This window comes from Geodermatophilus poikilotrophus (assembly GCF_900111455.1).
Lineage (GTDB): Bacteria > Actinomycetota > Actinomycetes > Mycobacteriales > Geodermatophilaceae > Geodermatophilus > Geodermatophilus poikilotrophus.
The window spans coordinates 894,385-919,754 of record NZ_FOIE01000001.1 but is presented as its reverse complement, the minus strand read 5'-3'; the positions used below and the strand labels follow the sequence as shown (position 1 = coordinate 919,754).

Here is a 25,370-nt window from a genome sequence, read left to right as displayed (position 1 = left end):
GCCGAGGTCAGCGGGGCCCGGCGCCGACGGGACGAGCAGCCTCGGCGGGCCACGGGTCCGCGACCGGTTGCTGACGGAGGGGAGTCATGGCCGACTCGAGCACCGCGGATCTCGGCAAGGGCAAGCGCATCACCGGAGGCGACCGCACGTCGCTGGCCGACGAGTTGCGCAAGCGCTACGACGGCGGCGAGAGCATCCGCTCGCTGGCGTCGTCGACCAACCGGTCGTACGGCTTCGTGCACCGGCTCCTGTCGGAGTCCGGCGCGAGCCTCCGCAGTCGCGGAGGAGCCAACCGGAACAGCAGGAAGAGTTGAGCGGGCCCGACCACGACGGGTGGGTGAGGACGGCGCGCGACGGCGCCGTCCTCACCGTCACCCTCGACCGGCCCGACCGGCTCAACGCGCAGACCCCCGCCACCTGGGAGGCCCTGGCAGCCGTCGGCAGCTCGCTCGACGACGACGTGCGGGTGGTCGTCGTCCGCGGCGCCGGGCGCTCGTTCTCCGCGGGGCTCGACCGCAGCCTGTTCAGCGCCGACCCGGGCACCGCCGGGGGGCTGGGGGAGCTCGGCCGGCTGCCCGCCGGGGAGGCCCAGCAGCGCATCCGCCGCTACCAGGCGGGCTTCCGGTGGCTGCGCTCGCCGGGGGTCGTCTCGATCGCCGCGGTGCAGGGGCACGCCATCGGCGCCGGCGCGCAGCTGGCGCTCGCCTGCGACCTGCGGGTGCTCACCGAGGACGCCGACCTGCGGCTGCCGGAGACGACGCTGGGGCTGGTGCCCGACCTCACCGGCACCAGCACGCTGGTGGAGCTCGTGGGGTACTCCCGGGCGATGGAGCTGTGCCTCACCGGGCGCCCGGTCGGCGCGGCCGAGGCCGAGGCGATCGGGCTGGCCAACGCCGTCGTCCCCGCGGCCGGGCTCGAGGAGGCGGTGGGCGCCCTGGTCACCGCGATCACCGCGGCGCCGGCGGGGGCCAGCCGGGAGACCGCGGCGCTGGTCCGCTCCGCCGTCCGCAACGACCCGGACAGCCAGGACGCCGCCGAGCGGGCCGCGCAGGTCCGCCGGCTGGCCGAGCTGGTCGGCGGGAGCTGAACCGTCGGAGGGAACTGCCAGGCTGTCTCCGGAACAGCCCGCCCGGCAGGGGTGTTGGCCGGTCGGGAGAGGAGGTGGCATGGACGTGAGCGGTCCCATGTCCTCCATGGCGGCGATGCGGTCCTTCCGCCGTGACCCGTCGGTCACCTCGCGTCGGCTGCCCAAGGGCACGGTCCGGCGCATCCTCGGCATCGCCCGGCCCTACCGGCGCGACCTGACTTGGTTCCTCCTCCTCGTCGTCGGCTCGTCGGTCATCGGCGTGCTCACCCCGCTGCTGGCCGGCCAGATCGTCAACCGGATCGCCGGCCTGGAGGGGACGGCGGCCGACATCGTCCGCATCGCGCTGTTCATCGCGGCGCTGGCGGTGGTCGACGCCGGCATCTCGCTGGCCACCCGCTGGTTCTCCGCCCGGATCGGCGAGGGCGTCATCTACGACCTGCGCAGCCGGGTGTTCGAGCACGTGCAGCGGATGCCGGTCGCCTTCTTCACCCGCACCCAGACCGGCGCGCTGGTCAGCCGGCTGAACAACGACGTCATCGGCGCCCAGCAGGCCTTCACCTCGACGCTGTCCGGGGTGCTGTCCAACGTCATCGGCCTGGTGCTCACGGCCGGGGTGATGTTCACGTTGTCCTGGCAGATCACCGCGCTGTCGCTGGTGCTCGTGCCGGTGTTCGTGCTGCCCGCCCGGCGGATCGGCCGGCGGCTGCAGGAGATCACCCGGGAGTCCTACGGGCTCAACGCCTCGATGAACGCCACGATGACCGAGCGGTTCAACGTGGCCGGCGCACTGCTGGTCAAGCTGTTCGGCCGGCCCGAGGCCGAGGCCGACGGCTTCCGCGGGCGCGCGGCGCGGGTGCGCGACATCGGCGTCCTGTCGGCCATGTACGGGCGCACCTTCTTCACCGCACTGACCCTCGTCGCGGCGCTGGCCACCGCGCTGGTCTACGGCCTCGGCGGATGGCTGGCCTTCACCGGCTCGCTGAGCCCGGGCGACGTCGTGGCGCTGGCGCTGCTGCTCTCCCGGCTGTACGGCCCGCTGACCGCGCTGGCCAACGTCCGGGTCGACGTCATGAGCGCGATGGTGAGCTTCGACCGGGTCTTCGAGGTGCTCGACCTGCGGCCGATGATCCAGGAGGCGCCCGACGCCGTCCCGGTTCCCGCCGGCGACCGGTCGATCGAGTTCGACTCGGTCTCCTTCAGCTACCCGTCGACTGCCGACGTCTCGTTGCCGTCACTGGAGGACGTCTCGCTGCCGGAGCACGGCGGGCCCACGGCGGTGCTGCACGACGTCTCCTTCCGCGTCGAGCCGGGCCAGCTGGTCGCGCTGGTCGGCCACTCCGGCGCCGGCAAGTCGACGATCGCCAACCTGGTACCGCGGCTGTACGACGCGACCGGCGGCACGGTGCGCGTCGGCGGGGTCGACGTCCGGCGCGTCACCCTGGCCTCGCTGCGCGACACCATCGGTGTGGTCAGCCAGGACGCGCACCTGTTCCACGACACCATCCGCGCCAACCTGGTCTACGCCCGGCCCGAGGCCACCGAGGACGAGCTGTGGGAGGCGCTCTCCGGCGCCCGGATCGCCGGGCTGGTCCGGTCGCTGCCCGACGGTCTGGACACCGTGGTTGGCGACCGCGGCTACCGGATGTCCGGCGGGGAGAAGCAGCGGCTGGCGATCGCCCGCGTGCTGCTCAAGGCACCGAGCATCGTGATCCTCGACGAGGCCACCGCGCACCTGGACAGCGAGTCCGAGGTGGCGGTGCAGCACGCGCTGGACACCGCGCTGAGCGGCCGGACGTCGCTGGTCATCGCGCACCGGCTGTCCACGATCCGCAGCGCCGACCAGATCCTCGTGGTCGACGGCGGTCGCATCGTGGAGTCGGGCACGCACGAGGAGTTGCTGGCGCTCGGCGGCCGGTACGCCGACCTCTACCGCACGCAGTTCGCGGTCGGCGAGGGGCGGACGGTCGGCGCGGCGTGACCACTACCGTTCCTCCTGTCCCAGCAACGCAGGAGGAGCCAGCGTGACGTCCGCGCACCCGTACGACGCCCAGATCCGTGCGCTCTACGCCCAGTTCCTCGACGGGTGGAACCGGCGCAGCGGCGCCGCGGTCGCAGCCGCCTTCGCCGACGACGGGGACATCATCGGGTACGACGGCACGCACCACCACGGGCGGCTGGCCATCGCCGCCGACTTCCGGCAGATCTTCTCCGGTCACCAGACGGCCACCTACATCGCGGTGATCCGGTCCGTGCGGCCGGTGGCGCCGGGCGTCGCGGTGCTGCTGGCCCACGCCGGGATGATCCCGCCCGGGGACAACGACATCCACCCGCGCTACCACACGGTCCACACGCTGATCGCGGTCGACGAGGGAGCCGGACGCTGGCGGATTTCCCTCCTCCAGGCCACTCCCGCGGCCTGGCACCAGCACCCCGAGGCCCGCGAGGCGCTGACCCAGGAGCTGCGGGGGCTACTCGCACCGCAGTGACCTGCGGGTCCGTCGTCCTCGGTACAGCGACTGTAGGAAGCGGCGCCGAGGGGCCCGCCTGCAGGTAGCCGGTGCGGGCCCGGAACGGCCACCCCGAACGGGCCCGCCGGCCCCGTCCAGGGCGCCGCCCCGAGCCTGCGCGCCGTGGGGGGAGGGGGTCCTCGTTCAGTGCAAGACCTTCAGCCCCACGACGCAGCCGACGATCCCGGCGAGCAACAGCAGCTTCACCGGGGACACGGCCTCCTCGCCCGTCACCATGGCGATCACGACGGTCAGGACCGCGCCGATCCCGACCCACACCGCGTACGCCGTTCCGACGGGCAGCTCGCGCATCGCGTAGGCCAGCCCCACCATGCTCAGGACCAGAGCCACGCCGAAGACCACGGACGGGGCGAGGCGGCTGAATCCCTCGGAACGGCCCAGCGCGGTGGCCCACACGGCCTCCAGCACACCGGACAGGACGAGCACGAGCCAGGACACGACGGCCTCCACAGGCGCCGTCTTGTCGCTGTCCGGGTACGGCACCGCTCGTCCGGGGGCCGAGAGGCGGCCCGACTCCATGATCCCAGCCGTTGCGCCGGTTGTCAGGTGGACCAGGCGGAGACCACGGCGTCGTAGCGGTCGAGCAGGACGGCGGCGATGCGGTCGTCGGGCAGCAGCGGAGCGGTGACCGTGTCCGCGCCGGCCCCGCCGAGCTTGTCGTGGAAGTGGCCCGGTGCCAGCAGGTAGGCGGCGAGCACGACCCGCCGGGCGCCGGTGGCGCGGGCCGCCGAGACCGCCTCGGGCACCGGCGGCTGCGCGGCCGAGCCGTAGCCGGTGCTCACCGGGCCGGTCCAGCGCTCCTGCAGCGCGGCCGCCGTCGCGTCGACGTCGGCGACCGACCGCGGGTCGCTGGACCCCGCGGCGGCGAGCACCACGGCCGTGGCCGGGTCGTTCGGGTCGGCGCCGGCGGCGAGCAGCCGGTCGTGCAGGACGGCGACCAGCCGGGGGTCGGGGCCCAACGGACGGGCGGCGCGGGCCACGTCGTGGTCGCGCACGGCCCGGGCGATGTCCACGTGCACGTGGTAGCCGCCGGAGAGCAGCAGCGGGACCACGACCGAGGGACGCCCGCCGTCGGCCAGGCCCGCGACGACGTCGGCCACCGTGGGCGGCTGCACGTCGACGAAGGCGGCGGTGGTGACCAGGCCGGGGCGCAGGTCACGCGCGGCGAGGGCCAGTTGGGCGATCAGCCGCCGACCGGTGGGGTTGCGGGTGCCGTGCGCGCAGGCGACCAGCACGGGGCCCCCTTCCAGGGGCCCACCCTGGGCGTCGACCGGCCCGCCTGCAGGGTCCCGCCGCGAGCTCGCGAGCGGCGGGGGGCAGGGGGGTCCTCCTCGGGGGACGAGCGGGTCCTCTGTCACGGCGTCCTCAGCCGGCCACCGTCGACGGCGACGCTGGTACCGGTGACGTAGGAGGCGGCGGGGGAGAGCAGGAAGGCGGCCACCCGGCCGAACTCGGCGGGTTCGCCGACCCGGCCCAGCGGGATGCCGGCCTCGGCCCGGGAGCGGGCGCGCGCCGGGTCGCCGGAGGCGTCCTCGAGCCCGACGACCAGCTCGGTGGCGAAGGTGCCAGGCAGCAGCCCGACCACCCGGATCCCGCGGGGGGCCAGCTCGTCGGCCAGCTGCTTGGCGGTCATCGCCAGGCCGGGGCGCAGGCCGTTGGATACGGCCAGGCCGGGCAGCGGGGAGCGGGCGGAGGTGGAGAGCACGAAGCCGATCGCCGCACCCTCGGCGAGGTGGGGGACCAGCGCCCGCACCAGCCGGAGCGGGCCGAGCAGCACGCTCTCCACGCCGTCCCGCCAGGCGTCCTCGGCGGTGTCCAGCACGGTGCCCGGCTCCGGGCCGCCGACGCTGAGCAGCGCGCCGTTGACCCGGCCGAGGCGGTCGAGGGCGGCCGCTACGAGGCGCTCCGCGGCGTCGGGGTCGGTGAGGTCGGCGGCGAGGCCGGACGCCGCCGGCGCCCCGCCCAGGGCGGCGACGGCGGCGTCCACGGCCCCCGTCGAGCGCGAGTTCACCAGCACCCGCGCGCCGTCGGCGACGAGGGCCTGGGCCGCCGCGAACCCCAGCCCCCGGCTCGCGCCGGTGACCAGGTATCCGCGGCCGCCCAGGCCCAGGTCCATGCGGTGTGCGTCAGCCGCGCAGCGAGCGCAGCACGTACTGCATGATCCCGCCGTTGCGGTAGTAGTTCGCCTCGCCGGGGGTGTCGATCCGGACGCGAGCCTCGAACTCCACGTCGCCCGCCTCGACCTTGACGGTGCGCGGCGTCTCGCCGTCGTTGAGCGCGGTGATCCCGGTGATCGTGAACTCCTCGTCGCCGGTCAGGCCGAGCGACTCGCGGTTCTGACCCTCGGGGAACTGCAGCGGCAGCACGCCCATGCCGATCAGGTTCGAGCGGTGGATGCGCTCGTAGCTCTCGGCGATGACCGCCTTGACGCCCAGCAGCGCCGTCCCCTTGGCCGCCCAGTCGCGCGACGAACCCGAGCCGTACTCCTTGCCGGCCAGCACGACCAGCGGGATGCCGGCCTCCTGGTAGGCCTGGGATGCCTCGTAGATGGACGTCGTCTCGCCGGTGAGGTGGTTCTTGGTGACCCCACCCTCGGTGCCGGGCACCAGCTGGTTGCGCAGCCGGATGTTGGCGAAGGTGCCGCGGATCATCACCTCGTGGTTCCCGCGCCGGGAGCCGTAGGAGTTGAAGTCGCGACGGTCCACGCCGTGCTCGCGCAGGTACTGACCGGCCGGGCTGTCGGCCTTGATCGAACCGGCCGGCGAGATGTGGTCGGTGGTCACCGAGTCACCGAGCACCGCCAGGGTGCGGGCGCCGGTGATGTCCTGCACCGGAGCCGGCTCGGCCGGCATGCCCTCGAAGTACGGAGGACGCCGGACGTAGGTGCTCTCCGGGGCCCACTCGAAGGTGTCACCGGTCGGCGTGGGCAGGTTCTGCCACTGCTCGGTGCCGGCGAACACGTCGGCGTAGTCCTTGCTGAACATCTCAGCGGAGACGGCGTGGTCGATGACCCGCTGCACCTCCTGGGGCGACGGCCAGATGTCGTGCAGGAAGACGTCGTTGCCGTCCTGGTCCTGACCCAGCGGGTCGTTGTTCAGGTCGACGTCCATCGACCCGGCCAGCGCGTAGGCGATCACCAGCGGCGGGCTGGCGAGGTAGTTCATCTTGACGTCGGGGTTGATCCGGCCCTCGAAGTTGCGGTTGCCCGAGAGCACTGAGACGACGGCGAGGTCGGCCTCGTTGACCGCCTGGCTGACCGGCTCGGGGAGCGGGCCTGAGTTGCCGATGCAGGTGGTGCAGCCGTAGCCGACCAGGTAGAAGCCGAGCTTCTCCAGGTACGGGGTGAGCTCGGCCTTCTCGTAGTAGTCCATGACGACCTTGGACCCGGGGGCCAGGGTCGTCTTGACCCACGGCTTGCTGGTCAGGCCGCGCTCGACGGCGTTCTTGGCCAGCAGGGCCGCGCCGATCATCACCTGCGGGTTCGAGGTGTTTGTGCAGGAGGTGATCGCGGCGATCACCACGTGGCCGTGGTCGACCTCGGTCTCCGTGCCGTCCTCCATGACGACCTTCGTCCGCTTGGAGGGGCGCTCGGCCACGGGGGCGTGGTCGTAGTGGTGCGGCTGCCCCTCGGCCCCGTTGCCGTGCTCGGACGGGGCGGCCGGGTCCGAGGCCGGGAAGGACTCCGCCGACGCCTCGTCGACCGACGACTCGACGCCGAACGGCTTCTCCTGTGCAGGGACGCCGGGCTTGCGGTCCTCGCCACCGGTCTGGTCGGCTTGGACGTAGTCGGCCAGCGCCGCGCGGAAGGCGGCCTTGGCGTCGGTGATCGCGACCCGGTCCTGCGGGCGCTTCGGGCCCGCGATGCTCGGGACGACGGTGGCGAGGTCGAGCTCGAGGTACTCGGAGAACGCCGGCTCGCGCGACGGGTCGTGCCAGAGGCCCTGCTCCTTGGCGTAGGCCTCGACCAGCTTGACCTGCTCCTCGGAGCGGCCGGTCAGCCGCAGGTAGGTGATGGTCTCCTCGTCGATGGGGAACATCGCCGCGGTGGAGCCGAACTCCGGGCTCATGTTGCCGATCGTGGCGCGGTTGGCCAGCGGGACGGCGGAGACACCGGCGCCGTAGAACTCGACGAACTTCCCGACCACGCCGTGCTGGCGCAGCATCTCCGTGATCGTGAGGACCAGGTCGGTGGCGGTGGCGCCGTCGGGCAGCTCGCCGGTCAGCTTGAAGCCGACGACGCGGGGGATGAGCATCGAGACGGGCTGGCCGAGCATCGCGGCCTCGGCTTCGATGCCACCGACGCCCCAGCCCAGCACGCCCAGGCCGTTGACCATCGTGGTGTGCGAGTCGGTGCCCACGCAGGTGTCGGGGTAGGCGACGACCCGGTCCCCCTCCTGGCGCGGGAAGACCACGCGGGCCAGGTGCTCGATGTTGACCTGGTGGACGATCCCGGTGCCCGGCGGAACGACCTTGAAGTCGCTGAAGGCGCCCTGGCCCCAGCGGAGGAACTGGTAGCGCTCGCCGTTGCGCTGGTACTCGATCTCGACGTTGCGCTCGAAGGACTCCGGCGTGCCGAAGACGTCGGCGATGACGGAGTGGTCGATGACGAGCTCGGCCGGGGCCAGCGGGTTGATCTTCTGCGGGTCGCCGCCGATCTCGGCCATGGCCTCGCGCATGGTGGCCAGGTCGACGATGCAGGGGACGCCGGTGAAGTCCTGCATGACCACCCGGGCCGGGGTGAACTGGATCTCCTGGTCGGGCTCGGCGTTCGGGTCCCAGTTCGCCAGCGCGCGGACGTGGTCGGCGGTGATGTCCGCGCCGTCCTCGGTGCGCAGCAGGTTCTCCAAGAGCACCTTGAGGCTGAAGGGCAGCTTCTCGGAGCCCTCCACCGCGTCGAGCCGGTAGATGTCGTAGTCGGTGCCGTCGACGCTCAGCGTCGCCCGCGCTCCGAAGCTGTCCTTGCTGGCTACCACTTCTCTGCGCCTACCCCTCAGCTGGTCCGTCGCGCTGCTGCTTGCCACCCCGCATCATCCCAGGAGCCCGCCATCCTGCAGAGGTGAGGCGACCCTTCCCTGGCTCCGAGGGGCCCCGCGGTCGCCTCCCGGTGACCAGGTGGGCTGGTCGGAACGGCTCCTGGCTCACCACCGGTCGTGAGCCAGCAGCCGCAACGCCGGTCCCGGCTGGTCGTCGGGCGAGGGCTCCTACGGTGGACGACGTGACGCACCCCGGCTGGCTGGCCGACGCCCGGCGGGTGACCGTGCTCACCGGCGCGGGCATCTCCACCGACAGCGGCATCCCCGACTACCGCGGGCCCAACGGCGTGTGGACCCGCGACCCGGACGCCGAGAAGCTCGTGACGCTGTCCTACTACGTGGCCGACCCCGACATCCGCCGCCGGGCCTGGCTGATGCGCCGCGACACCGCGCCCGACGCCCGCCCCAACGCCGGCCACCGGGCGCTGGTCGACCTGGAGCGGCAGGGCCGGCTGCGGGCCCTGCTCACCCAGAACGTCGACGGGCTGCACCAGGCGGCCGGGTCCTCGCCGGAGCTGGTGCTCGAGCTGCACGGCACGGTGCACGCCGTCGAGTGCCTGGCCTGCGGGGACCGGACGACGATGGCCGAGGCGCTCGCCCGCGTCGACGCCGGTGAACCGGACCCGGCCTGCCGGGTCTGCGGCGGCATCCTCAAGTCCGCGACGGTCAGCTTCGGCCAGGCGCTCGACCCGGCGGTCGTCGAGGCCGCCGCGGAGGCGGCGACCGACTGCGACGTCTTCCTCGCCGTCGGCACCTCGCTGACCGTGCACCCGGCGGCCGGGCTGACCGACCTTGCCCAGCAGTCCGGCGCGCGGGTCGTGGTCGTCAACGCCGAGCCGACCCCCTACGACGTCGTCGCCGACCTGGTCGTGCGCGAGCCGATCGGGACGTCGCTGCCCCGGCTGCTGGCGCCGTGACGCGGGACGAGCTCTACGCCCGCTACCGGCAGCTGGTGGACGACGAGCTGCCCCGGCGGGCGCGGGCCGGCCGGTGGGTGGTCACCGCCGACCACTGCTTCGGGCGGATCCTGCTCGACCACGCCGTCGGCGGGCGCTGGTACGACGTCCTGGACCGCCGCCGCTCGCCGGCCTCCGGGCAGCTCGACGACGACCAGCTGGCCGCCGCCGTGGCGCTCGCCGAGCGGGTGCTGGCCGAGGGGGACCCGCTGCTGCGCGAGCTGGACGCGCAGAGCCTGGCCTGGCGCGGCAAGCGGCCGAAGGGGTGACGCTGCTGGCCGTCCACCTGGCGCTGACCGCGGCCTACGCCGGCTTCCAGTGGACGGTGCGGGCGCTGGTCTACCCGCAGTTCGCGCTCGTCCCGCCGGCGGCCTTCCCGGCCTACGAGCGCCGCCACCAGCAGCGGATCACCCCGGTCGTGGGGCCGCTGTTCGCCGGCCAGGGCGTCACGACGCTGTGGCTGCTCGCCGCCCGGCCCGGGGGGACGCCGCTGCCGCCGGTCCTCCTGGGCGCCGCGTGCCTGGCCGTCGTCCTGGCGGCCACCGCGCTGGGCGCCGTCCCGCTGCACCGCCGGCTGGGGGCGGCCTGGGACGACGCGGCGCACCGGGGGCTGCTGCGGGTCGACACCGTGCGGGCGGTCGCCGCGACGGCGGGGACCGGCGCTGCACTCTGGGCGCTGCTGGGCTGAGCCGGGACGCACCGGACCGGGATCGGCCGCTAGCGTGACGGGCACCACGTCGAGCGGCCGGCCGGCTGGTCGGCCCGAGGACCCGGGAGCTCCGCATGCGCGTGCCCTTGACCACCCGAGACTTCCTCGACCGCGCCGAGCTGGTCTACGGCGACCGGGTCGGCATCGTGGACGAGCCGAACCAGCCCGCGCCGTCGCTGGGCGACGTCACCTACCGCGAGGTCGCCCGCCGCGCCCGCGCCATGCAGGCCGCCCTCGACGGGCTGGGCATCGGCGAGGGCGACCGGGTGGCGGTCGTCAGTCACAACGCCGGGCGGCTCATCGAGCTGCTGCTCGGCGTCCCGTCGTCGGGCCGGATCCTCGTGCCGATCAACTTCAGGCTCTCCCAGGAGGAGGTCGGCTACATCGTCGGCCACTCCGGGGCTCGTGTCCTCTTCGTCGACCCGGAGCTGGAGTCGTCGCTCAAGCCCATCGAGGCCGAGCACCGGTTCACCATCGGCGAGGAGTACGAGCAGCTGCTGCGGTTCGACGTCGAGCCACGGCCGTGGTCGGAGCCCGACGAGGACGCGACCGCCACGGTCAACTACACGAGCGGCACGACGGCGCGGCCCAAGGGCGTGCAGATGACCCACCGCAACGAGTGGGTCAACGCGGTCACCTTCGGCATGCACATGCAGGTCAGCGACCGGGACGTCTACCTGCACACGCTGCCCCTGTTCCACTGCAACGGCTGGGGCATGCCCTACGCCCTGGCCGGCCTCGGCGCCCGCCAGGTGGCCCTGCGCAAGGTGGAGGGCGCGGAGATCCTGCGCCGCGTGGAGCAGCACGGCGTGACGTTGATGTGCGGGGCGCCCGCGGTGTGGAGCGCCGTCCTCGACGCCGCGGCCTCCTGGGAGGGGGAGATCCCCGGACGCGACCGGGTGCGCATCGTGGTCGCCGGCGCGCCGCCGCCGTCGCGGACCATCGCCCGCATCGAGGAGGAGCTGGGCTGGGAGTTCAACCAGATCTACGGCCTCACCGAGACCGCCCCGCTGGTCACCGTCAACCGGCCGCGTGAGGAGTACGACGCCCTCGAGCCGGAGGAACGGGCCAGGAAGCTGTCCCGCGCCGGCGTCCCGGCGCTCGGCACCCGGATGAGGACCAGCGAGTCCGGCGAGGTGCTGGTGCAGAGCAACACGGTGCTGGCCGGCTACTGGGACAACCCGGATGCCACGGGCGAGGCCCTCGAGGGCGGCTGGTTCCACACCGGGGACGGCGGCAGCATCGACGACGGCGGCTACCTCACCATCTCCGACCGCAAGAAGGACGTGATCATCACCGGCGGGGAGAACGTCTCGTCGATCGAGGTCGAGGACGTCGTCTTCAGCCACCCGGCGGTCGCGGAGGTGGCGGTCATCGGCGTCCCGGACGAGAAGTGGGGTGAGATGGTGACCGCCGTGGTGGTCGTCGCCGAGGGCCGGCAGGTCACCGCCGAGGAGATCGTCGCCCACTGCCGGGGCCGGATCGCCGGGTACAAGATCCCCAAGCGCGTGGAGTTCCGCGACGAGCTCGCCCGCACCGCCACCGGCAAGATCCAGAAGTTCAAGCTGCGCGAGGCCTTCTGGTCGGACGCCGACCGCCAGGTCAACTGAGGGGGACCCCCGTGCCCCACCGCTGGTAGGAGGACCGCGTCCTGCCGACCCGTCGCAGGCCGGGACCCGGGACGGGGCCCGCACCTGACACCCCATTTCCGGCGGTGGCCTCCCCCCACGGGGGGAGTGCCCGCTCAACACCTTCCCTGATCTTGTCGTTCCGGCACCGGAGTGCGCCTCCGGGCGCCGGTCGACGAGGTCGTGAGGAAGGTCGGACGTGGGCAGGACGGACGAGCGGGAGAGCCATCCGAGGCGCTGCGGGTGGCTGGTGCGCGGAGCCGGGACGGCAGTCACCGCCCTGGTCCTGGCCGGCCTGGTGCCCGGGGCGGCCGTGGCCGCTCCCGGCGACGAGCAGGTGGCCGCGGCCCAGGCCGGGCGCGATGCCGCGGCCGCCCGCGTCGGTGAGATCGGCGCCCAGCTGGCGCAGGCCCAGGAGCGGGTGGACGCCGCCCGCCGGGGCGCGCAGATCGCCCTGCAGGAGTACGAGGTGCGCCGTGCCGCCCAGGAGGAGGCGCGGGCCACCGCCGATGTCGCCGCCGCGGCCGCCGAGCGGGCCGCCGCCGAGCTGGGCCGCGGCCGTGACCAGGTGGTCGCCTTCGCGCGGTCGAGCTACATGCAGGGCAGCACGAGCCCGGGGGCGGCCGCGCTGGTCACCGCCGCGGGGCCCGCGCAGCTGGTGGAGCGGGTCGCGCTGCTGGAGGCCGCGGGCGGTCACCGGGCCGACGTCGTCGCCGAGCTGACCGTCCTGGAGCAGGAGGCCGCTGCTGCCGAGGAGGCCGCGCAGGTCGCGGTGCAGGCGGCCGGTCAGGCCGAGGCCGCGGCGGCGGAGTCCCTGGCCAGTGCGCAGTCGCAGGAGGTCTCGGCGCGGGCCCAGGCCGCCGAGCTCGCCGACCGGCGCGAGGTGCTGGAGGCCGAGCTCGTGGAGGCCCAGGAGGTGCTCCACGGCGCCCAGGGTGCCGCGGCCGCGGCTGCTGCCGCGGCGGCCACGGCCGGCGCGGCGCAGGTCCGCCCGCCGGCGGCTCCGCCCGCGTCGAGCGGCTCGTCCGCACGGTCCTCGTCGAGCAGCTCCTCGTCGTCGGCCGGCTCGTCCTCGTCGACGTACTCCGGCGCTGGGGCGCCGACCGGCACCGGCACCACGGCCGGCGCGCCCACGGGGTCGGTGGTGGACCGGGCCATCGCGGCGGCGAAGAGCCAGCGCGGGCTGCCCTACAGCTGGGGTGGCGGCAACGGCAACGGCCCGACCCACGGCATCCCGCCGGACACGGCGGTCTACGGCTTCGACTGCTCGGGGCTGACCGAGTACGCCTACGCGCAGGCCGGCATCTGGATCGGTGGCACCAGCCGCGAGCAGTACTGGCGCTTCCGCGACCGGACCGTCGCCGCCGACGACCTGCAGCCCGGCGACATGGTGTTCTGGGGCGAGACCGCGGACCACACGTCGATCTACCACGTGGCGCTCTACATCGGCGGCGGTCAGGTGGTCCAGGCGCCGCAGAGCGGGGACGTCGTGCGGATCTCGTCGATGTGGTTCGGCAGCGACTACTACGGCGCGGTGCGGCCGACGGCCTGAGGAGGGCACCGTCCTGCCCACCCTCCACGGGCTCAGGGCAGGGGCGCGGCGGGGACCAGCAAGAGGCCGGGAGATGGGGCGTCGGGCAGCCACGGGGGGAGCTGCCCGACGCAAGACCGAGGCTAGCAGTCAGCGGAGGCTGGGGGCAGGGCTGCGCACGCGGTGCGCGGACGGCTGGTGTCGGCCACTCTCGGTGTCCGGTCGGCTCGCCCGCGTGCGCGCCCAGCTGCTCCCCAGCAACGTGTAGGACACTGGCGGGGACGGGCACGCCGTCCGTCGTCGGCCTCGCGGTGCCCCCTGGGGCCGAGGCCGTGGACCGGCACGATCAGGGAGTTCCGTGAGCAGCGCCGCCAGCACCCCGCTCGAGCAGTCCGGCGGGCAGCCGGTCCCGCCGTCGGTCGACGCCGCCCACCTGGAGCGGGTGCTGTTCGAGATCAAGCGGGTGATCGTCGGCCAGGACCGGCTGGTCGAGCGGATGCTCGTCTCGCTGCTGGCGCGCGGGCACGTGCTGCTCGAGGGCGTCCCCGGCGTCGCCAAGACCCTCGCCGTCGAGACGCTGGCCACCGTCGTCGGCGGCCGCTTCGCCCGCCTCCAGTTCACCCCCGACCTGGTGCCGGCCGACATCATCGGCACCCGGATCTACAAGGCCGGGCAGGACGCCTTCGACACCGAGCTCGGCCCGGTGTTCGCCAACTTCGTGCTGACCGACGAGATCAACCGGGCACCGGCGAAGGTGCAGTCGGCGCTGCTGGAGGTCATGGCCGAGCGCCAGGTGTCCATCGGCGGCGTCACCCACCCGCTGCCGGACCCGTTCCTCGTGCTGGCCACGCAGAACCCGATCGAGTCCGAGGGCGTCTACCCGCTGCCCGAGGCCCAGCGCGACCGCTTCCTCATGAAGGTGCTCGTGGACTACCCGAGCCCGGAGGAGGAGCGGGAGATCATCTACCGGATGGGCTCGACGCCGCCGGTGGCCGAGACCGTCCTCGGGCCCGACGACCTGATCCGCATGCAGCGCACCACCTCCCAGGTGTTCGTGCACCACGCGCTGGTCGACTACGTCGTCCGGCTCGTGGTCGCGACCCGCGCGCCGCGCGAGCACGGCATGGACGACGTCGCCTCGTGGGTGTCCTACGGCGCCAGCCCGCGCGCCTCGCTGGGCCTGATCGCGGCCAGCCGGGCGCTGGCGCTGGTCCGCGGCCGCGACTACGTGCTGCCGCAGGACGTCCTCGACGTCACCGCCGACGTGCTGCGCCACCGGCTGGTGCTCTCCTACGACGCGCTGGCCGACGGCGTGCCCGCCGACCACGTGGTCAAGCGCATCCTGCAGACCGTGCCGCTGCCGCAGGTGGCCCCGCGCCAGCGCTCGGGCGGCTTCGGCCCGGGCAGCCCCGGCGGGCCGTCGGTGCCGACCGCGCCGCCGTTCGGCGCGCCGCAGTTCGGCCCGCCCGGCCCGCAGTACGGCCCGCCCGGCCAGCCCTTCGGCGTCCCCGGGATGCCCGCTCCGGGTCAGCCCGGCCAGCCCGGTCCCGTGCCGGCCGGCGGACCGTTCGGCGGTCCGGGTGAGCCGGGCCCGGCGCCGCAGGGTCGCCCGGACGTGTCCGCCAACGGCGTCGACCGCGGGTCCTCGCCGGCGTGAGGCTGCGTCGCCGGTCCGGCGGCGCCGCGGCCCCGGAACAGGCCGGTCCAGCACCCACCCCCGGCTCCGGCATCGACCCGGGCGCCGGCGACAGCGCACCCCCGCGCTTCGGCGAGGGGCCGGCCGACGTCCTGCTGCAGCGGCTGGAGCTCACCGTGCGGCGCCGGCTCGACGGTCTGCTGCAGGGCGACCACCTTGGGCTGGTCCCGGGCTCGGGCACCGAGGCCGGCGACTCGCGGAGCTACCACCCCGGTGACGACGTCCGGCGGATGGACTGGCCGGTGACCGCGCGCACCCAGGTGCCGCACGTCCGCGAGACGATCGCCGACCGCGAGCTGGAGACCTGGGCGGTGGTCGACCTCTCCGCCAGCCTGGACTTCGGCACCGCCGCCTGCACCAAGCGCGACCTGGCGATCGCCGGGCTGGCCGCGGTCAGCCACCTCACGGTGCACGGCGGCAACCGGCTCGGCGCCGTCGTCACCACCGGCGAGCGGGTCGACCGCTACCCGGCCACGGCCGGCCGGCTGGCCGCCGACCGGCTGCTGCGCGCCGTCGTCGCGACCCCGCGGGCCGAGGGTGGACGCCGCGGCGACCTCGCCGCCGCGCTGGAGTCGCTGCGCCGGCCGCCGCGCCGCCGCGGCCTCGTCGTCGTCGTGTCGGACTTCCTGGGTTCCGACGCGTCGGCGGTCCCCGACTGGGAGCGCCCGCTGCGGGGCCTGCGGGGCCGGCACGAGCTGCTGGCCATCGAGGTCGTCGACCCGCGGGAGTTGGAGCTGCCCGACGTCGGCCTGCTCACCGTCGTCGACCCGGAGAGCGGTCAGACCCTCGAGGTGCCCACCGGCGACGCCGCCTTCCGGACCCGCTTCGCGGAGGGGGCCGCGGCCCAGCGGCGGGCCATCGCCGCCGCCCTGCGCCGCGCCGGCGCCGGGCACCTGCAGCTGCGCACGGACCGCGACTGGCTGATGGACGTCGTCAGGTTCGTCGCGGACCGGCGACGGGCGGGCTCCGGAGGCGCGTCCCGATGACCTTCCCGATGACACCGCGCGACCGCCGGCGTGCCCGCAGCGGAGGAGCCTCCCGATGACCTTCCAGGCCCCCTGGTGGCTGCTCGGTCTGCTGGCCGTCGTCGCGCTGGTGGCGCTGTACGTGGTGCTGCAGCTGCGCCGCAAGGCCTACGCCGCCCGGTTCACCAACGTCGCGCTGCTGGGCACGCTGGTGCCCAAGCGGCCCGGCTGGCGGCGGCACCTGGCCTTCGGGCTGGTCGCGCTCGCGCTGGCCGCGCTGGTCGTGTCCCTGGCGGTGCCCAGCACCGAGGTGCGGGTGCCCCGGGAGCGCGCCACGGTGGTCATGGCCGTCGACGTGTCGCTGTCGATGCAGGCGACCGACATCGAGCCCAGCCGGTTCGAGGCGATGCAGGTGGCGGCCAAGGAGTTCGTCGACGTGCTGCCGGACCGGATCAACCTCGGGCTGGTGTCCTTCGCCGGCACCGCCACCACCGTGGTCACCCCGACGACCGACCGCGGGCAGGTGAGCACCGCGATCGACAACCTGGAGCTGGCCGAGTCCACCGCGATCGGCGAGGCGGTGTTCACCTCGCTGACCGCGATCGAGAACTTCCAGTCGTCGCTGGACACCGACGGCGAGGAGGTGCCGCCGGCGCGGATCGTGCTGCTGTCCGACGGCTACAACACCGTCGGCCGCCCCGACACCCAGGCCGTCTCCGCCGCGCTCGACGCCGGCATCCCGGTCTCCACGATCGCCTTCGGCACCGACTACGGCACCCTGGACCTCGACGGCGAGCGGGTGCCGGTGCCGGTGGACCGCGCCACGCTGGAGGAGATCGCCGACCAGACCGGCGGCAGCTACAGCGAGGCCGCCAGCGCCGCCGAGCTCGAGCAGGTCTACCAGGACCTCGGCAGCCAGATCGGCTACACGACCGAGCCGCGCGACGTCAGCTACTGGTTCGTCCGCGGCGGCGTGCTGTTCGCGCTGATCGGCGTCGTCCTCAGCCTGCTCTGGACCAACCGCCTGCTCTGAGCCCCCCTGCAGGGCCCCGGCCCGAGCCCGCGGGGGGCGGGGGGCAGGGGGTCCTCCCACTCACACCGTGAAGCCGCGCTGGCGGCGCACCAGCTTCTTCACCATGAACAGCGTCTGCAGCACGGTGACCAGGTAGAGCACCGGCCAGCCGATGGACAGGATCGCCGACTGGATGCCGACGCTCTGCTGGCTCCAGGCGAAGATGAGCACCACGAAGGTGGCCGCGGCACACACGGCCGGCATGACGTAGGCCGAGCCGCGGCCCCGCTCCGCGTCCGCCTGCGCCGCCCAGTTGTCCTTCTCCACCCGGGCGAAGAACTGCACCCACGCGGTGACGAAGTGGCCCATCCGGATCCACATGTACAGCTCCGCCGGGGCCAGCAGCAGCGCGTAGAAGATGTCCGAGGCGCTCTTGTCGTGCATCGACGCGACGATCCGCAGGTTGAGCAGCGTGGCCACCACCGGCGGGATGAGCCACACCGGGTTGAACACGAACGCGTCGATCGACAGCGCCGCGGCCAGCAGCAGCAGGAACGCCATGCGGGTGCTGATGTTGAACAGCATCGAGACGTTCTCGTACCAGCGCAGCCGCAGGTTCGGGTGCAGCGGCTGGCCCTTGTTGTCCCCGCGCTGGCCGGGCCAGAGCAGGTCGATGCCGCCGAAGTTCCACTTCACCTGCTGGCCGTGCAGTGCGCGCAGGGTCTCCATGGGGCCGACGAAGGCCCGTGCCCGGGCGCTGATCTTGGTGCTGAAGCCGGCGTCCTTGATCTGCAGGGACAGCTTGGAGTCCTCGACCTCCGAGTCCCGCACCCACGGCGCGGACTGGTGGTTGCGGTACATGACGGTCTCCAGCGCGCGGACGCTGAACAGGCTGCACTGCCCGCCGAGGACGGCCATGTTCCGGCCGCGGACCAGGTTGTCCATGTTGAACCCGGCGAACTGGGCCCGCTGGCCGGCGACGAGGAACGTCGCCATGGCGCCCTTCACCCTCGACTTGTCGAAGGTGTAGATGGCCGACAGCCCGCCGATCCGCGGGTCGGTGACCATCTCCTTCTCCAGCCACTCGAGGCAGCGCCGGTCGAGGGTGGTGTCGCCGTCCACGCCGAGGATGTAGTCGTAGCCGCGGCTGACGTAGTAGCCGAAGTTGAGCGCCCCGACCTTCTTGTCGGGGTTCTCGCCGATGTCGTGGACGTGCACGACGGTGGTGAACAGCTCGCCCTTGACCACCCGCTGGTGCTCGCCCTCGAACCTGCGGGCGATCTCCGGGGTGTCGTCGTCGGTGTTGTTGATGATGACGTGGATGGCGTCCGGCAGCCGCGTCTGACCGAGCAGCGAGGTGAGGACCTCGCTGATCGTCGACTGCTCGTTGTAGGCCGGGATGATGCAGCTGATCGTGGCGTGCCGCTGCTCCTCGGGCGTCGCTGGGCCCCCGAACTCGGCGGGGACGAGCGAGCTGATGTCGGGGACCTGGCCGGTTCCCCGGGCGAGCAGCTGGACGCGGTCGGTCGCCCGCCGCATGCCGTGCAGGACGAGCTGGGTCACTGGGTCTCCTCCTGGAGGAAGGGCAGCACGATGCTGTCGAGGACGGTCTGGCGGAAGTAGCGCCGGGACCCGGGTTCGGTCTCGACGAGCAGGTCGAACTGCACGGAGAGGTCCACCTGCCCGGCGTCGGCCGCCGAGGGGGTGAGGACGAGGGCGGTGCCGTAGCTGTAGGGCGGCTGGAGCGCGAACTCACCTCGGTCCTCGGCCACGGTGCTGCGCGTGGTGCCGTCGTCGGCGGTGGCCACGAAGCGGGTGACCAGCACCTCGAGGTCGGGGTCACCGCCTTCGAGGTGGGCGGACAGCTGCAGACCCTTGGTGTCGGCGGCCCGCCACTGCCGGGCCGGCTCGGGGGTCCACCAGTCGACGACCAGGGCGCGGTCGCCGGCCGGCACGGTGCGGGTGGTGGAGCCGGTGTCGAGGTCGCCGACCGGCCGCGCCGGGCCGGGGTCCGCGACGGCAACGGTGGCCGGGGCCGCCGGCTCCGGGGTGCGAGGGGGTGCGGTGGTCGACGCCGGCGCGGCGCCGAGGTCGGGGCTCATGCTGACGTCGGGCAGCGTGCAGCCCGAGAGGGCCACGCTGGTGAGCACGAGCAGTACCGCCCCTGCCCGGAGCTGCCGGGACATGGGTGTGATCACGAGTTCTCCCTGGGTGCGGCACGAGGCCGCGGCCGACAGACACCCGCAGGGCGGGAGGGCGACGCTGGCCCCTCAGCTGCGGTCATGTCTGACAGTAGGGAGATCGCTACGTCAGGTCATCCCCTCGTCACCCGTCCGGGTCGGGCTCCCGGCCGTGTGGAGGGCGGCCCGCCCCGGTGGTCACCGAGCGGGGTCGAGGACGAGCTTGCCGGTGGTGCGCCGGGCGAGCAGGTCCTGGTGCGCCTCCCGGACGGCGGTCAGCGGGTAGCGCCCGCCGATGACCGGCCGCAGTGCGCCGTCGGCCACCAGCGGCAGCAGCTCGGTCATCGCGTCGTCGAGCATCGCCGGCCGGGCCATGCAGTGCGCGAGCCAGAAGCCGATGACCGCGCGGCTCTTCTGCAGCAGCACCCCCGGCGGAACGGCGGCGGTCTCCTGGCGGGCGGCCATGCCGTAGGTGACGACCCGGCCGAACGGGGCCAGCGCGGACAGCGACCCGGCGAAGACGTTGCCGCCGGTCATCTCCAGGACGACGTCGACCGGCCGGCCGCCGTTGGCCTCGCGCAGCGCGGCGGTGAAGGCCTTCGGGTCGTCGTCGGCCAGGGCCGGGTCGACCGAGGCGTCGGCGCCGAGCTCCTCGGTCAGTGCCCGCTTCTCCGGGCTGGACGCCGTCGCGATCACTCGTCCCGCGCCCCAGCGGCGGGCCAGCTGCACGGCCAGCGACCCGACGCCACCGGCGCCCGCGATGACGACGACGGTCTCCCCGGCGGCGAGGTGCGCGCTGGTGCGCAGCAGGTGGTAGGCGGTGCTGCCCTGCAGGACGACGGCAAGCGCATGCTCGTCGGTGACGCCGTCGGGGACCTGCCAGGTCAGCCGCGGGTGGGCGAGGACCTTCTCCGCGTAACCGCCGCCGTCGAGCAGGCCGACCACCCGCGGGCCACCACCGTTCGTCATCCCCACGAACTCCGCACCCGGCACCAGCGGCAGCTGTTGGGCCGCGAGGTAGCTGTTCTCGATCTGGTGAGTATCAGCGAAATTGACGCCTGCAGCGCTCACCTCGTACAGCTGCTGTCCGTCGCCGGGGACGGGGTCGGGGAGGTCGACGACGTTCAGGACCTCGGGTCCACCGAATTCGGTGATCTGCACGGCGCGCATGGGGCCAGGCTATGACCTGGTCCGCCGCGGCCGTGTCCGTCAGGAACAAGGCAGCAGCGGCTCCTACGCTCCGCGCATGCAACTGAGCGCTGCGCTGGAGCAGCACATCGCGGTGTTCGGTGAGAGCGGCAGCGGCAAGACCGTGCTGCTGTCGTCGTTCTACGGAGCCACACAGGAGCCGCAGTACCGGAAGAAGGCGCTCTTCGACGTCGTGGCGGACGACTTCGGCCAAGGCACCCGCCTGCACCGGAACTACCTCGGCATGAAGAACTCAGCGCGGCTGCCAGAGCTCAATCGCTTCTCCGCGACGTCCTACGCCTTCTCACTCAAGTTGAAGCCGGGGTCCGACGCCAAGGCGGCGAAGGGCCGGCCAATCGACGCCCTGCGCCTGGTCTGGCACGACTACCCGGGGGAGTGGTTCGAGCAGGATGTGAGCGGGCCGGAGGAGGCCGAACGCCGGGTCGACACGTTCCGGTCCCTGCTGCGTTCCGATGTCGCCCTGCTGCTAGTAGACGGCCAGCGGTTGGTGGACAACGCCGGCGAGGAGGAGCGGTACCTGAAGTCGCTGCTGGCCAACGTCCGCAACGGACTGCTGAAGCTCCGGGACGACCTGCTGCCGGATGGAAAGCCGCTCGTCGAGTTCCCGCGCATCTGGATCATGGCGCTGTCGAAGTCCGACCTGCTGCCGGATCTCGACGTATTCGCCTTCCGGGACCTCCTCGTGGACAAGGCGGGCGAGGACCTCAACGAGTTGCGCACGGTGATCGCCGGCCTGGTCGAGGCAGGCGACGCCCTGTCCGTGGGCGAGGACTTCCTCCTGCTCTCGTCGGCGAAGTTCGAGGTAGGCGCGATCCGGGTGACCGAGCGCGTCGGCCTGGAGATGATCCTCCCCCTGGCCGCGATGCTCCCGTTCGAGCGCCACATCCGGTGGGCCCGGGCGAAGCTGCTGCCCGGGAAGGTGGCGGAGACTCTGCTCCGCGGCGTCGCACCTCTAGCCAACGTATTGACCAAACGTCTGGGCAAGCTGCCCGGCCCGCTCGGCCGGCTGTCGAAGTTCGTCGGCCCCGGCCTCGAGGAGGTGGCGAGGCTAGCGGGGGACAAGCTGAGGGAGGTCAACGCCGAGGCGTTGGCCGAGCACGACTACCTCCGGGCAACCCTGACCGGCTTCCAGCTGGACCTGGAGAGGGGCGAGGCGGAGCACATCTTCCTCAAGAGCCCACGGTGAGCCTCATCTGGGCCACGCGCGGGCGGACCTGGGGATTCCGGTTCCTCCGTCGAGGGGGCTTCGAGGACCCGCTGCCGGTCTACGACACCGCATTCTCAGGTCTTGAGGAGCGGTCCGAGGTGCGGGCACGCGTCCCCGGCACGGGTGCGCTCCCCGAGCTGGTGGCTCTGCGGTTCCCCGACCCCCTGGGGCGGCGGGACCGGGCCGGCCGCGTAATCCCCCACGAGTTCGTCGTCTTCCCACCCCTGGCCGACGGGGTCGACTCGGTCGGGGACGGCCTCCGGCTGGTCTGGCCGCTGGTGGCCGACGACTTCAAGCGCGTCTGGGAGCTTCCCAAGCCGCCTCCAGTCAACCAGTGACGGACGGCAGACCTCGCGCGCCCGAACCGGCAGGTCACCGGCCTAAGTGCCACGGGCCTCCAACGATCCGCACGGCGCTCCAGTCGTTCCGCATGCACGCGGAAGGTCGGCTTCCAGGAACATGAGCTGGCTGGCCGCCACTTCCTGGCGTGCCTTCAGAACCCTGCGCTGGTGATCTGCTCACGTCAGTTGACCTACAGGGCGTGGTGGGTGTCGGCGAAGTTGATGCCGGCGGCCGAGACCTCGTACAGCTCCTGCCCGTCGGCCGGCTCCGGCTCGCGGACGTCGACGACGTCGAGGACCTCGGGACCGCCGAAGCGAGTGATCTGCACGGCACGCATGGACGGCACGGGGATGAGGGAACGCGGCTGCACGTGGCGGGCGGTGTGCTGAGAGCTGGCCTCCGCCGCTCAGACACGCGGCCGGCCCGTCAGCCGCCCCATGGACGCTATGGGCGCTCGTCCCGCCTCAAGGAGGGCTTTCGCCTGGGTCGCTTGACGAACCCCGTCACAGCAAAGTCGACCACATGGCCGGGTCGAGGGCGATCCGGATCACCATCAGGCAACGGCGGTCGTTTCGCCGCTGGAACGGTTCGACTCGGGCGCCGCTCGATCCATGGCGTCGATGTAGCGGATGAGGGCGTCTCGGTTCTGCTCGAGGACCGCGATGCGTTCGGTCATCTTGTCGCGCTGCTCGACGAGCATGGCCCGAAGCTGCGGGTCGGCATCCTCGACAACGATCTCCGCCTGGTGCAGACAGGGCAGGATGTTGCCGATGATTCGGGTGGGAATCCCCGCATCGAGCAATCCGCGGATTTTGTGAACGCGGTCGACGAGGTAGTCGTCGTACTCGCGGAATCCGTTGTCCAGGCGCCGCGCCGTGATCAGGCCCTGTTCCTCGTAGTACCGCAGCATGCGGGGAGAGACGCCGGTCCTGTGGGACAAGTCACCGATGCGCACTCGCCCATTCTCCTTGACCTTGACATGGGTGTGAAGGTTCGAGGATGGTCGTATGACTCACACGTCTGCGCCGTCCGAGCGCGTGTCTCCGCTGGGCATGCGGCATGCGCTTGCCGGCTTCGCGACGGGCATCGCTGTCGTGGCCGCGGAGATCGACGGCGAGGTCGTCGGGCTCTCCGCGAACTCGTTCACGTCGGTGTCCCTCAACCCACCCCTCGTGTCGGTCGCATTCTCTGACACGTCGACGACGTGGCCACAGCTGCGCAGGGCGACCCGCTGGGGCATCAGCATCCTCGGCGAGACCCAGACGGGGCTGCTGCAGGACCTCCGCCGCCCGTCCACCGAACGCTTCGACCGCATCGCCATGGACGTCGTGGACGACGCGGCCTTCGTGCGAGGCGCTCTCGCGAGGCTCACCGTCGAGCTCGACACCGAGATCCCGGCCGGCGACCACGTCCTCAGCCTGTTGCGGGTCCTCGACCTCCATCGCGACGACGAGCAACGGCCCCTCGTCTTCTTCGGCAGCAATTCACACCGGCTCGCCGAATGACCCTCCCCTACGGAAAGAGAACGATGACAAAGAACAACCTCATCCTCGGCATGGCCCTGACCGACGGATACGGGAACCTGAGAGGCGCGTGGCGGGCGCCCAACGTCGATCCGAGCAACTACGTGAACATCGAGGCGAACATCCGCTACGCGCAGGCCGCCGAACGAGGCAAGTTCGCCTTCCTCTTCACCCCCGACTTCCCGGCGGTACGCGCAGACGTCGAGCGCGCGCCCATCAGCAACATCATCGAACCGCTGATCTCCTTGACAGCGATCTCCCAGGCGACGTCCCGCATCGGCTTCGTCGCCACGGGATCGACCACGTTCCAGGAACCCTTCAACCAAGCCCGCCAGTTCAAGGCGCTCGACGTGCTGAGCCACGGTCGCGCAGGGTGGAACGCCGTCACCACGAGCGACCCCGCGGTGGCCGCGAACTACGGCCGTCCGGTGGCCGAGCGCACCGAGCGATACCAGCGCGCCCACGAGTCCATCCAGATCGTGCAGGCGCTCTGGGGGAGCTGGGAGAAGGAAGCCTGGATCAAGGACCAGGCGTCCGGGCGGTTCGCCGATCCCTCGAAACTGAAGCCGATCAACCTGCAGGGCGAGTACGTCGCCTCGCGCGGCCCCCTGCCGATCCCGCCGTCGGAGCAGGGGCAGCCGGTCATCTTCACCTCCGGAGGCCCGAGCCCCCACCTGCTGTCGATCGCCGGTCGCTATGCGAGCGGCTTCATTTCCGAGGTGTGGACCATCGAGGAAGCCCGGGCGCAGCGCGCCATGGTCCGGCGGGCGGCTGAGGAGGCTGGCCGCGACCCCGACGAGATCAAGTACATCGTGGGACTGATGACGACCGTTGCTCCTAGCGTGCGTGAGGGGCTCGACCGACGGATCGCGATAGCGGGGGACACCCTTACCGCGCAAGTGCCGCACCTGGCGGCGATGCTCGGGGTGCAGCTGCAGCACAGCCAGCTCGACCAGCCGCTGACACCGGAACAGCTCGCGGCTGCCCAGGCCTCGCCGATGGACCCGCGCTCGGGACCTGCCCTGGAGGTGGCGCGCCAGGGATGGACGGTTCGCGACATCCTCGCGCACGGCGTGATCGACTACCACCCCGTCACCGTCGGCCCGGCCGAGGTTCACGCCGACCACCTGCAGGAGTGGTTCGAGGCAGGAGCTGCTGACGGGTTCTGGCTCAGCCCGGACGTCTACGAGGACGGCGTCGACGCATTCGTCGACCATGTCGTGCCGTTGCTGCAGGAGCGAGGCATCTACCCGACGGAGTACCCGGGCAGGACCTTGCGCGAGAACCTCGGCGTGCCCGAGCTGTACGGCTTGGACCCGCGCGTCACCTCTGGCGAGGACAGCTGACTCGACACGCGGAACTCAGGCATCGGGGCGCGAAGCGGTGAAGGGTCCCCTGCCCGCATCTTCAGCGCCAGAACGGGACTCGCCCCGCGACGGACGACACGGCTCGCGCCGTTAGAACAGCAGGGTGGTGTCGACGGCCGTGGCTCGGGCCGGGCCCCCACGTCCGCGACGCGCCGGAGTGCTGGACATGGCCCAGGTCGGTCTCGGTGAGGCGGACGGTCTTTCCACCGCGAGGTGCATCGGCGTGGCCCCGTGCTCGGCACGGTGTCCGTCGGCCGGGCTCGACGCCCGGCCGGCGGACACCCCCACCGCAACCGTCGACCCCTCACTACAGCCGACCCCGCACATCGCACCGCAGTGACACCACGCGCCCCCGACCCGGTGTGACGCACCACGAGCAACTTCAGCGGAGGAGCAG

General features: G+C 72.7%; 25 protein-coding genes and 1 riboswitch. Of the genes, 16 read left to right on the top strand and 9 right to left on the bottom strand.

All coding sequences use genetic code 11. From position 1 onward, the window contains the following. Positions 1-86: 86 nt before the first annotated feature. From BMW27_RS04250 to BMW27_RS04235, 4 genes are all read left to right on the top strand, one after another. Entirely contained in the window at positions 87-314 is a 228-nt protein-coding gene (locus BMW27_RS04250; RefSeq protein WP_072918430.1) for a helix-turn-helix domain-containing protein, read from the top strand. Positions 315-337: 23 nt separating this feature from the next. Next, on the top strand, positions 338-1,087 hold the full coding sequence (locus BMW27_RS04245) for an enoyl-CoA hydratase/isomerase family protein (RefSeq protein WP_245743286.1): 750 nt from the start codon (positions 338-340) through the stop codon (positions 1,085-1,087). 79 nt (positions 1,088-1,166) lie between these two features. Then, positions 1,167-3,065 carry an ABC transporter ATP-binding protein gene (locus tag BMW27_RS04240; protein WP_091439497.1) on the top strand — a complete coding sequence of 633 codons (1,899 nt, stop codon included), beginning with the start codon at positions 1,167-1,169 and terminating at the stop codon, positions 3,063-3,065. A 43-nt stretch (positions 3,066-3,108) separates the two neighbouring features. Continuing rightward, a complete protein-coding gene (locus tag BMW27_RS04235) occupies positions 3,109-3,573 on the top strand; it encodes an SgcJ/EcaC family oxidoreductase (protein ID WP_091439495.1) in 465 nt (154 codons plus the stop codon). Between the two features lie 165 nt (positions 3,574-3,738). Here BMW27_RS04235 and BMW27_RS04230 read toward each other — a convergent pair whose 3' ends face one another. From BMW27_RS04230 to BMW27_RS04215, 4 genes are all read right to left on the bottom strand, one after another. Then, positions 3,739-4,053, bottom strand: a complete 315-nt coding sequence (locus tag BMW27_RS04230; RefSeq protein WP_217638031.1) for a DMT family transporter — start codon at positions 4,051-4,053, stop codon at positions 3,739-3,741. 11 nt (positions 4,054-4,064) lie between these two features. Continuing rightward, a riboswitch (guanidine-III (ykkC-III) riboswitch) is annotated at positions 4,065-4,130 on the bottom strand. Positions 4,131-4,157: 27 nt separating this feature from the next. After that, positions 4,158-4,850: a sirohydrochlorin chelatase gene (locus BMW27_RS04225; protein WP_245743285.1), complete on the bottom strand. Its 693-nt coding sequence runs from the start codon at positions 4,848-4,850 to the stop codon at positions 4,158-4,160. A 119-nt stretch (positions 4,851-4,969) separates the two neighbouring features. Beyond that, a complete protein-coding gene (locus tag BMW27_RS04220; RefSeq protein WP_091439489.1) occupies positions 4,970-5,731 on the bottom strand; it encodes an SDR family NAD(P)-dependent oxidoreductase in 762 nt (253 codons plus the stop codon). Positions 5,732-5,741: 10 nt separating this feature from the next. After that, a complete protein-coding gene (locus tag BMW27_RS04215) occupies positions 5,742-8,588 on the bottom strand; it encodes an aconitate hydratase (RefSeq protein ID WP_091439487.1) in 2,847 nt (948 codons plus the stop codon). A gap of 242 nt (positions 8,589-8,830) precedes the next feature. Here BMW27_RS04215 and BMW27_RS04210 point away from each other — a divergent pair, with 242 nt between their 5' ends. From BMW27_RS04210 to BMW27_RS04175, 8 genes are all read left to right on the top strand, one after another. After that, entirely contained in the window at positions 8,831-9,565 is a 735-nt protein-coding gene (locus tag BMW27_RS04210; RefSeq protein WP_091439862.1) for an SIR2 family NAD-dependent protein deacylase, read from the top strand. Then, positions 9,562-9,873: a hypothetical protein gene (locus BMW27_RS04205; RefSeq protein WP_091439485.1), complete on the top strand. Its 312-nt coding sequence runs from the start codon at positions 9,562-9,564 to the stop codon at positions 9,871-9,873. The genes BMW27_RS04210 and BMW27_RS04205 overlap by 4 nt, the downstream gene beginning before the upstream one ends. After that, positions 9,870-10,292 (top strand): DUF1772 domain-containing protein, encoded by a 423-nt coding sequence (locus tag BMW27_RS04200; RefSeq protein ID WP_091439482.1) that lies wholly within the window; start codon positions 9,870-9,872, stop codon positions 10,290-10,292. Before BMW27_RS04205 ends, BMW27_RS04200 begins: the two co-directional genes overlap by 4 nt. Before the next feature lie 95 nt (positions 10,293-10,387). Further along, positions 10,388-11,923 carry an AMP-binding protein gene (locus BMW27_RS04195; protein ID WP_091439480.1) on the top strand — a complete coding sequence of 512 codons (1,536 nt, stop codon included), beginning with the start codon at positions 10,388-10,390 and terminating at the stop codon, positions 11,921-11,923. Between the two features lie 217 nt (positions 11,924-12,140). After that, a complete protein-coding gene (locus BMW27_RS04190; RefSeq protein WP_091439479.1) occupies positions 12,141-13,493 on the top strand; it encodes a C40 family peptidase in 1,353 nt (450 codons plus the stop codon). 337 nt (positions 13,494-13,830) lie between these two features. Beyond that, on the top strand, positions 13,831-15,129 hold the full coding sequence (locus BMW27_RS04185; RefSeq protein ID WP_091439477.1) for an AAA family ATPase: 1,299 nt from the start codon (positions 13,831-13,833) through the stop codon (positions 15,127-15,129). After that, positions 15,126-16,154: a DUF58 domain-containing protein gene (locus BMW27_RS04180; RefSeq protein ID WP_091439476.1), complete on the top strand. Its 1,029-nt coding sequence runs from the start codon at positions 15,126-15,128 to the stop codon at positions 16,152-16,154. Before BMW27_RS04185 ends, BMW27_RS04180 begins: the two co-directional genes overlap by 4 nt. 55 nt (positions 16,155-16,209) lie before the next feature. After that, positions 16,210-17,166 carry a VWA domain-containing protein gene (locus BMW27_RS04175; RefSeq protein ID WP_091439475.1) on the top strand — a complete coding sequence of 319 codons (957 nt, stop codon included), beginning with the start codon at positions 16,210-16,212 and terminating at the stop codon, positions 17,164-17,166. 60 nt (positions 17,167-17,226) lie between these two features. On the opposite strand, the gene BMW27_RS04170 is transcribed toward BMW27_RS04175, so the two are convergent. The 3 genes from BMW27_RS04170 to BMW27_RS04160 form a co-directional block, all read right to left on the bottom strand. After that, a complete protein-coding gene (locus BMW27_RS04170; protein ID WP_091439473.1) occupies positions 17,227-18,708 on the bottom strand; it encodes a glycosyltransferase family 2 protein in 1,482 nt (493 codons plus the stop codon). Next, a complete protein-coding gene (locus BMW27_RS04165) occupies positions 18,705-19,343 on the bottom strand; it encodes a hypothetical protein (RefSeq protein ID WP_091439470.1) in 639 nt (212 codons plus the stop codon). Before BMW27_RS04165 ends, BMW27_RS04170 begins: the two co-directional genes overlap by 4 nt. 180 nt (positions 19,344-19,523) lie before the next feature. After that, positions 19,524-20,495, bottom strand: coding sequence for a quinone oxidoreductase family protein (locus tag BMW27_RS04160; protein WP_091439467.1), 972 nt, complete (start codon positions 20,493-20,495; stop codon positions 19,524-19,526). A 76-nt stretch (positions 20,496-20,571) separates the two neighbouring features. On the opposite strand from BMW27_RS04160, the gene BMW27_RS04155 reads away from it, so the two are divergent. Continuing rightward, the gene (locus BMW27_RS04155) at positions 20,572-21,720 is read left to right on the top strand and encodes a TRAFAC clade GTPase domain-containing protein (RefSeq protein WP_091439464.1); all 1,149 of its coding nucleotides are present in this window, start codon (positions 20,572-20,574) and stop codon (positions 21,718-21,720) included. After that, positions 21,717-22,079, top strand: a complete 363-nt coding sequence (locus tag BMW27_RS04150) for a hypothetical protein (protein ID WP_091439459.1) — start codon at positions 21,717-21,719, stop codon at positions 22,077-22,079. The genes BMW27_RS04155 and BMW27_RS04150 overlap by 4 nt, the downstream gene beginning before the upstream one ends. Before the next feature lie 194 nt (positions 22,080-22,273). Here the strand turns inward: BMW27_RS04150 and BMW27_RS04145 are convergent, their stop codons facing one another. Both BMW27_RS04145 and BMW27_RS04140 read right to left on the bottom strand, forming a co-directional pair. Continuing rightward, positions 22,274-22,420: a Zn-dependent oxidoreductase gene (locus BMW27_RS04145; protein ID WP_091439857.1), complete on the bottom strand. Its 147-nt coding sequence runs from the start codon at positions 22,418-22,420 to the stop codon at positions 22,274-22,276. Positions 22,421-22,636: 216 nt separating this feature from the next. Continuing rightward, complete coding sequence (locus BMW27_RS04140; protein ID WP_091439455.1) at positions 22,637-23,038, bottom strand: MerR family transcriptional regulator; 402 nt, start codon at positions 23,036-23,038, stop codon at positions 22,637-22,639. A gap of 82 nt (positions 23,039-23,120) precedes the next feature. Between BMW27_RS04140 and BMW27_RS04135 the strand changes: the two genes are divergently transcribed. Next, positions 23,121-23,588, top strand: a complete 468-nt coding sequence (locus BMW27_RS04135; RefSeq protein WP_217638030.1) for a flavin reductase family protein — start codon at positions 23,121-23,123, stop codon at positions 23,586-23,588. 23 nt (positions 23,589-23,611) lie between these two features. Next, entirely contained in the window at positions 23,612-24,952 is a 1,341-nt protein-coding gene (locus BMW27_RS04130; protein WP_091439452.1) for an NtaA/DmoA family FMN-dependent monooxygenase, read from the top strand. The last annotated feature ends 418 nt before the right edge of the window (positions 24,953-25,370 follow it).

Bases quoted from the DNA above. Each gene is read 5' to 3' on its own strand.
- BMW27_RS04250 (WP_072918430.1), top strand. From the start codon at position 87: ATGGCCGACTCGAGCACCGCGGATCTCGGCAAGGGCAAGCGCATCACC.
- BMW27_RS04240 (WP_091439497.1), top strand. From the start codon at position 1,167: ATGGACGTGAGCGGTCCCATGTCCTCCATGGCGGCGATGCGGTCCTTC.
- BMW27_RS04220 (WP_091439489.1), bottom strand. From the start codon at position 5,731: ATGGACCTGGGCCTGGGCGGCCGCGGATACCTGGTCACCGGCGCGAGC.
- BMW27_RS04195 (WP_091439480.1), top strand. From the start codon at position 10,388: ATGCGCGTGCCCTTGACCACCCGAGACTTCCTCGACCGCGCCGAGCTG.
- BMW27_RS04175 (WP_091439475.1), top strand. From the start codon at position 16,210: ATGACCTTCCAGGCCCCCTGGTGGCTGCTCGGTCTGCTGGCCGTCGTC.
- BMW27_RS04160 (WP_091439467.1), bottom strand. From the start codon at position 20,495: ATGCGCGCCGTGCAGATCACCGAATTCGGTGGACCCGAGGTCCTGAAC.
- BMW27_RS04155 (WP_091439464.1), top strand. From the start codon at position 20,572: ATGCAACTGAGCGCTGCGCTGGAGCAGCACATCGCGGTGTTCGGTGAG.
- BMW27_RS04145 (WP_091439857.1), bottom strand. From the start codon at position 22,420: ATGCGTGCCGTGCAGATCACTCGCTTCGGCGGTCCCGAGGTCCTCGAC.
- BMW27_RS04130 (WP_091439452.1), top strand. From the start codon at position 23,612: ATGACAAAGAACAACCTCATCCTCGGCATGGCCCTGACCGACGGATAC.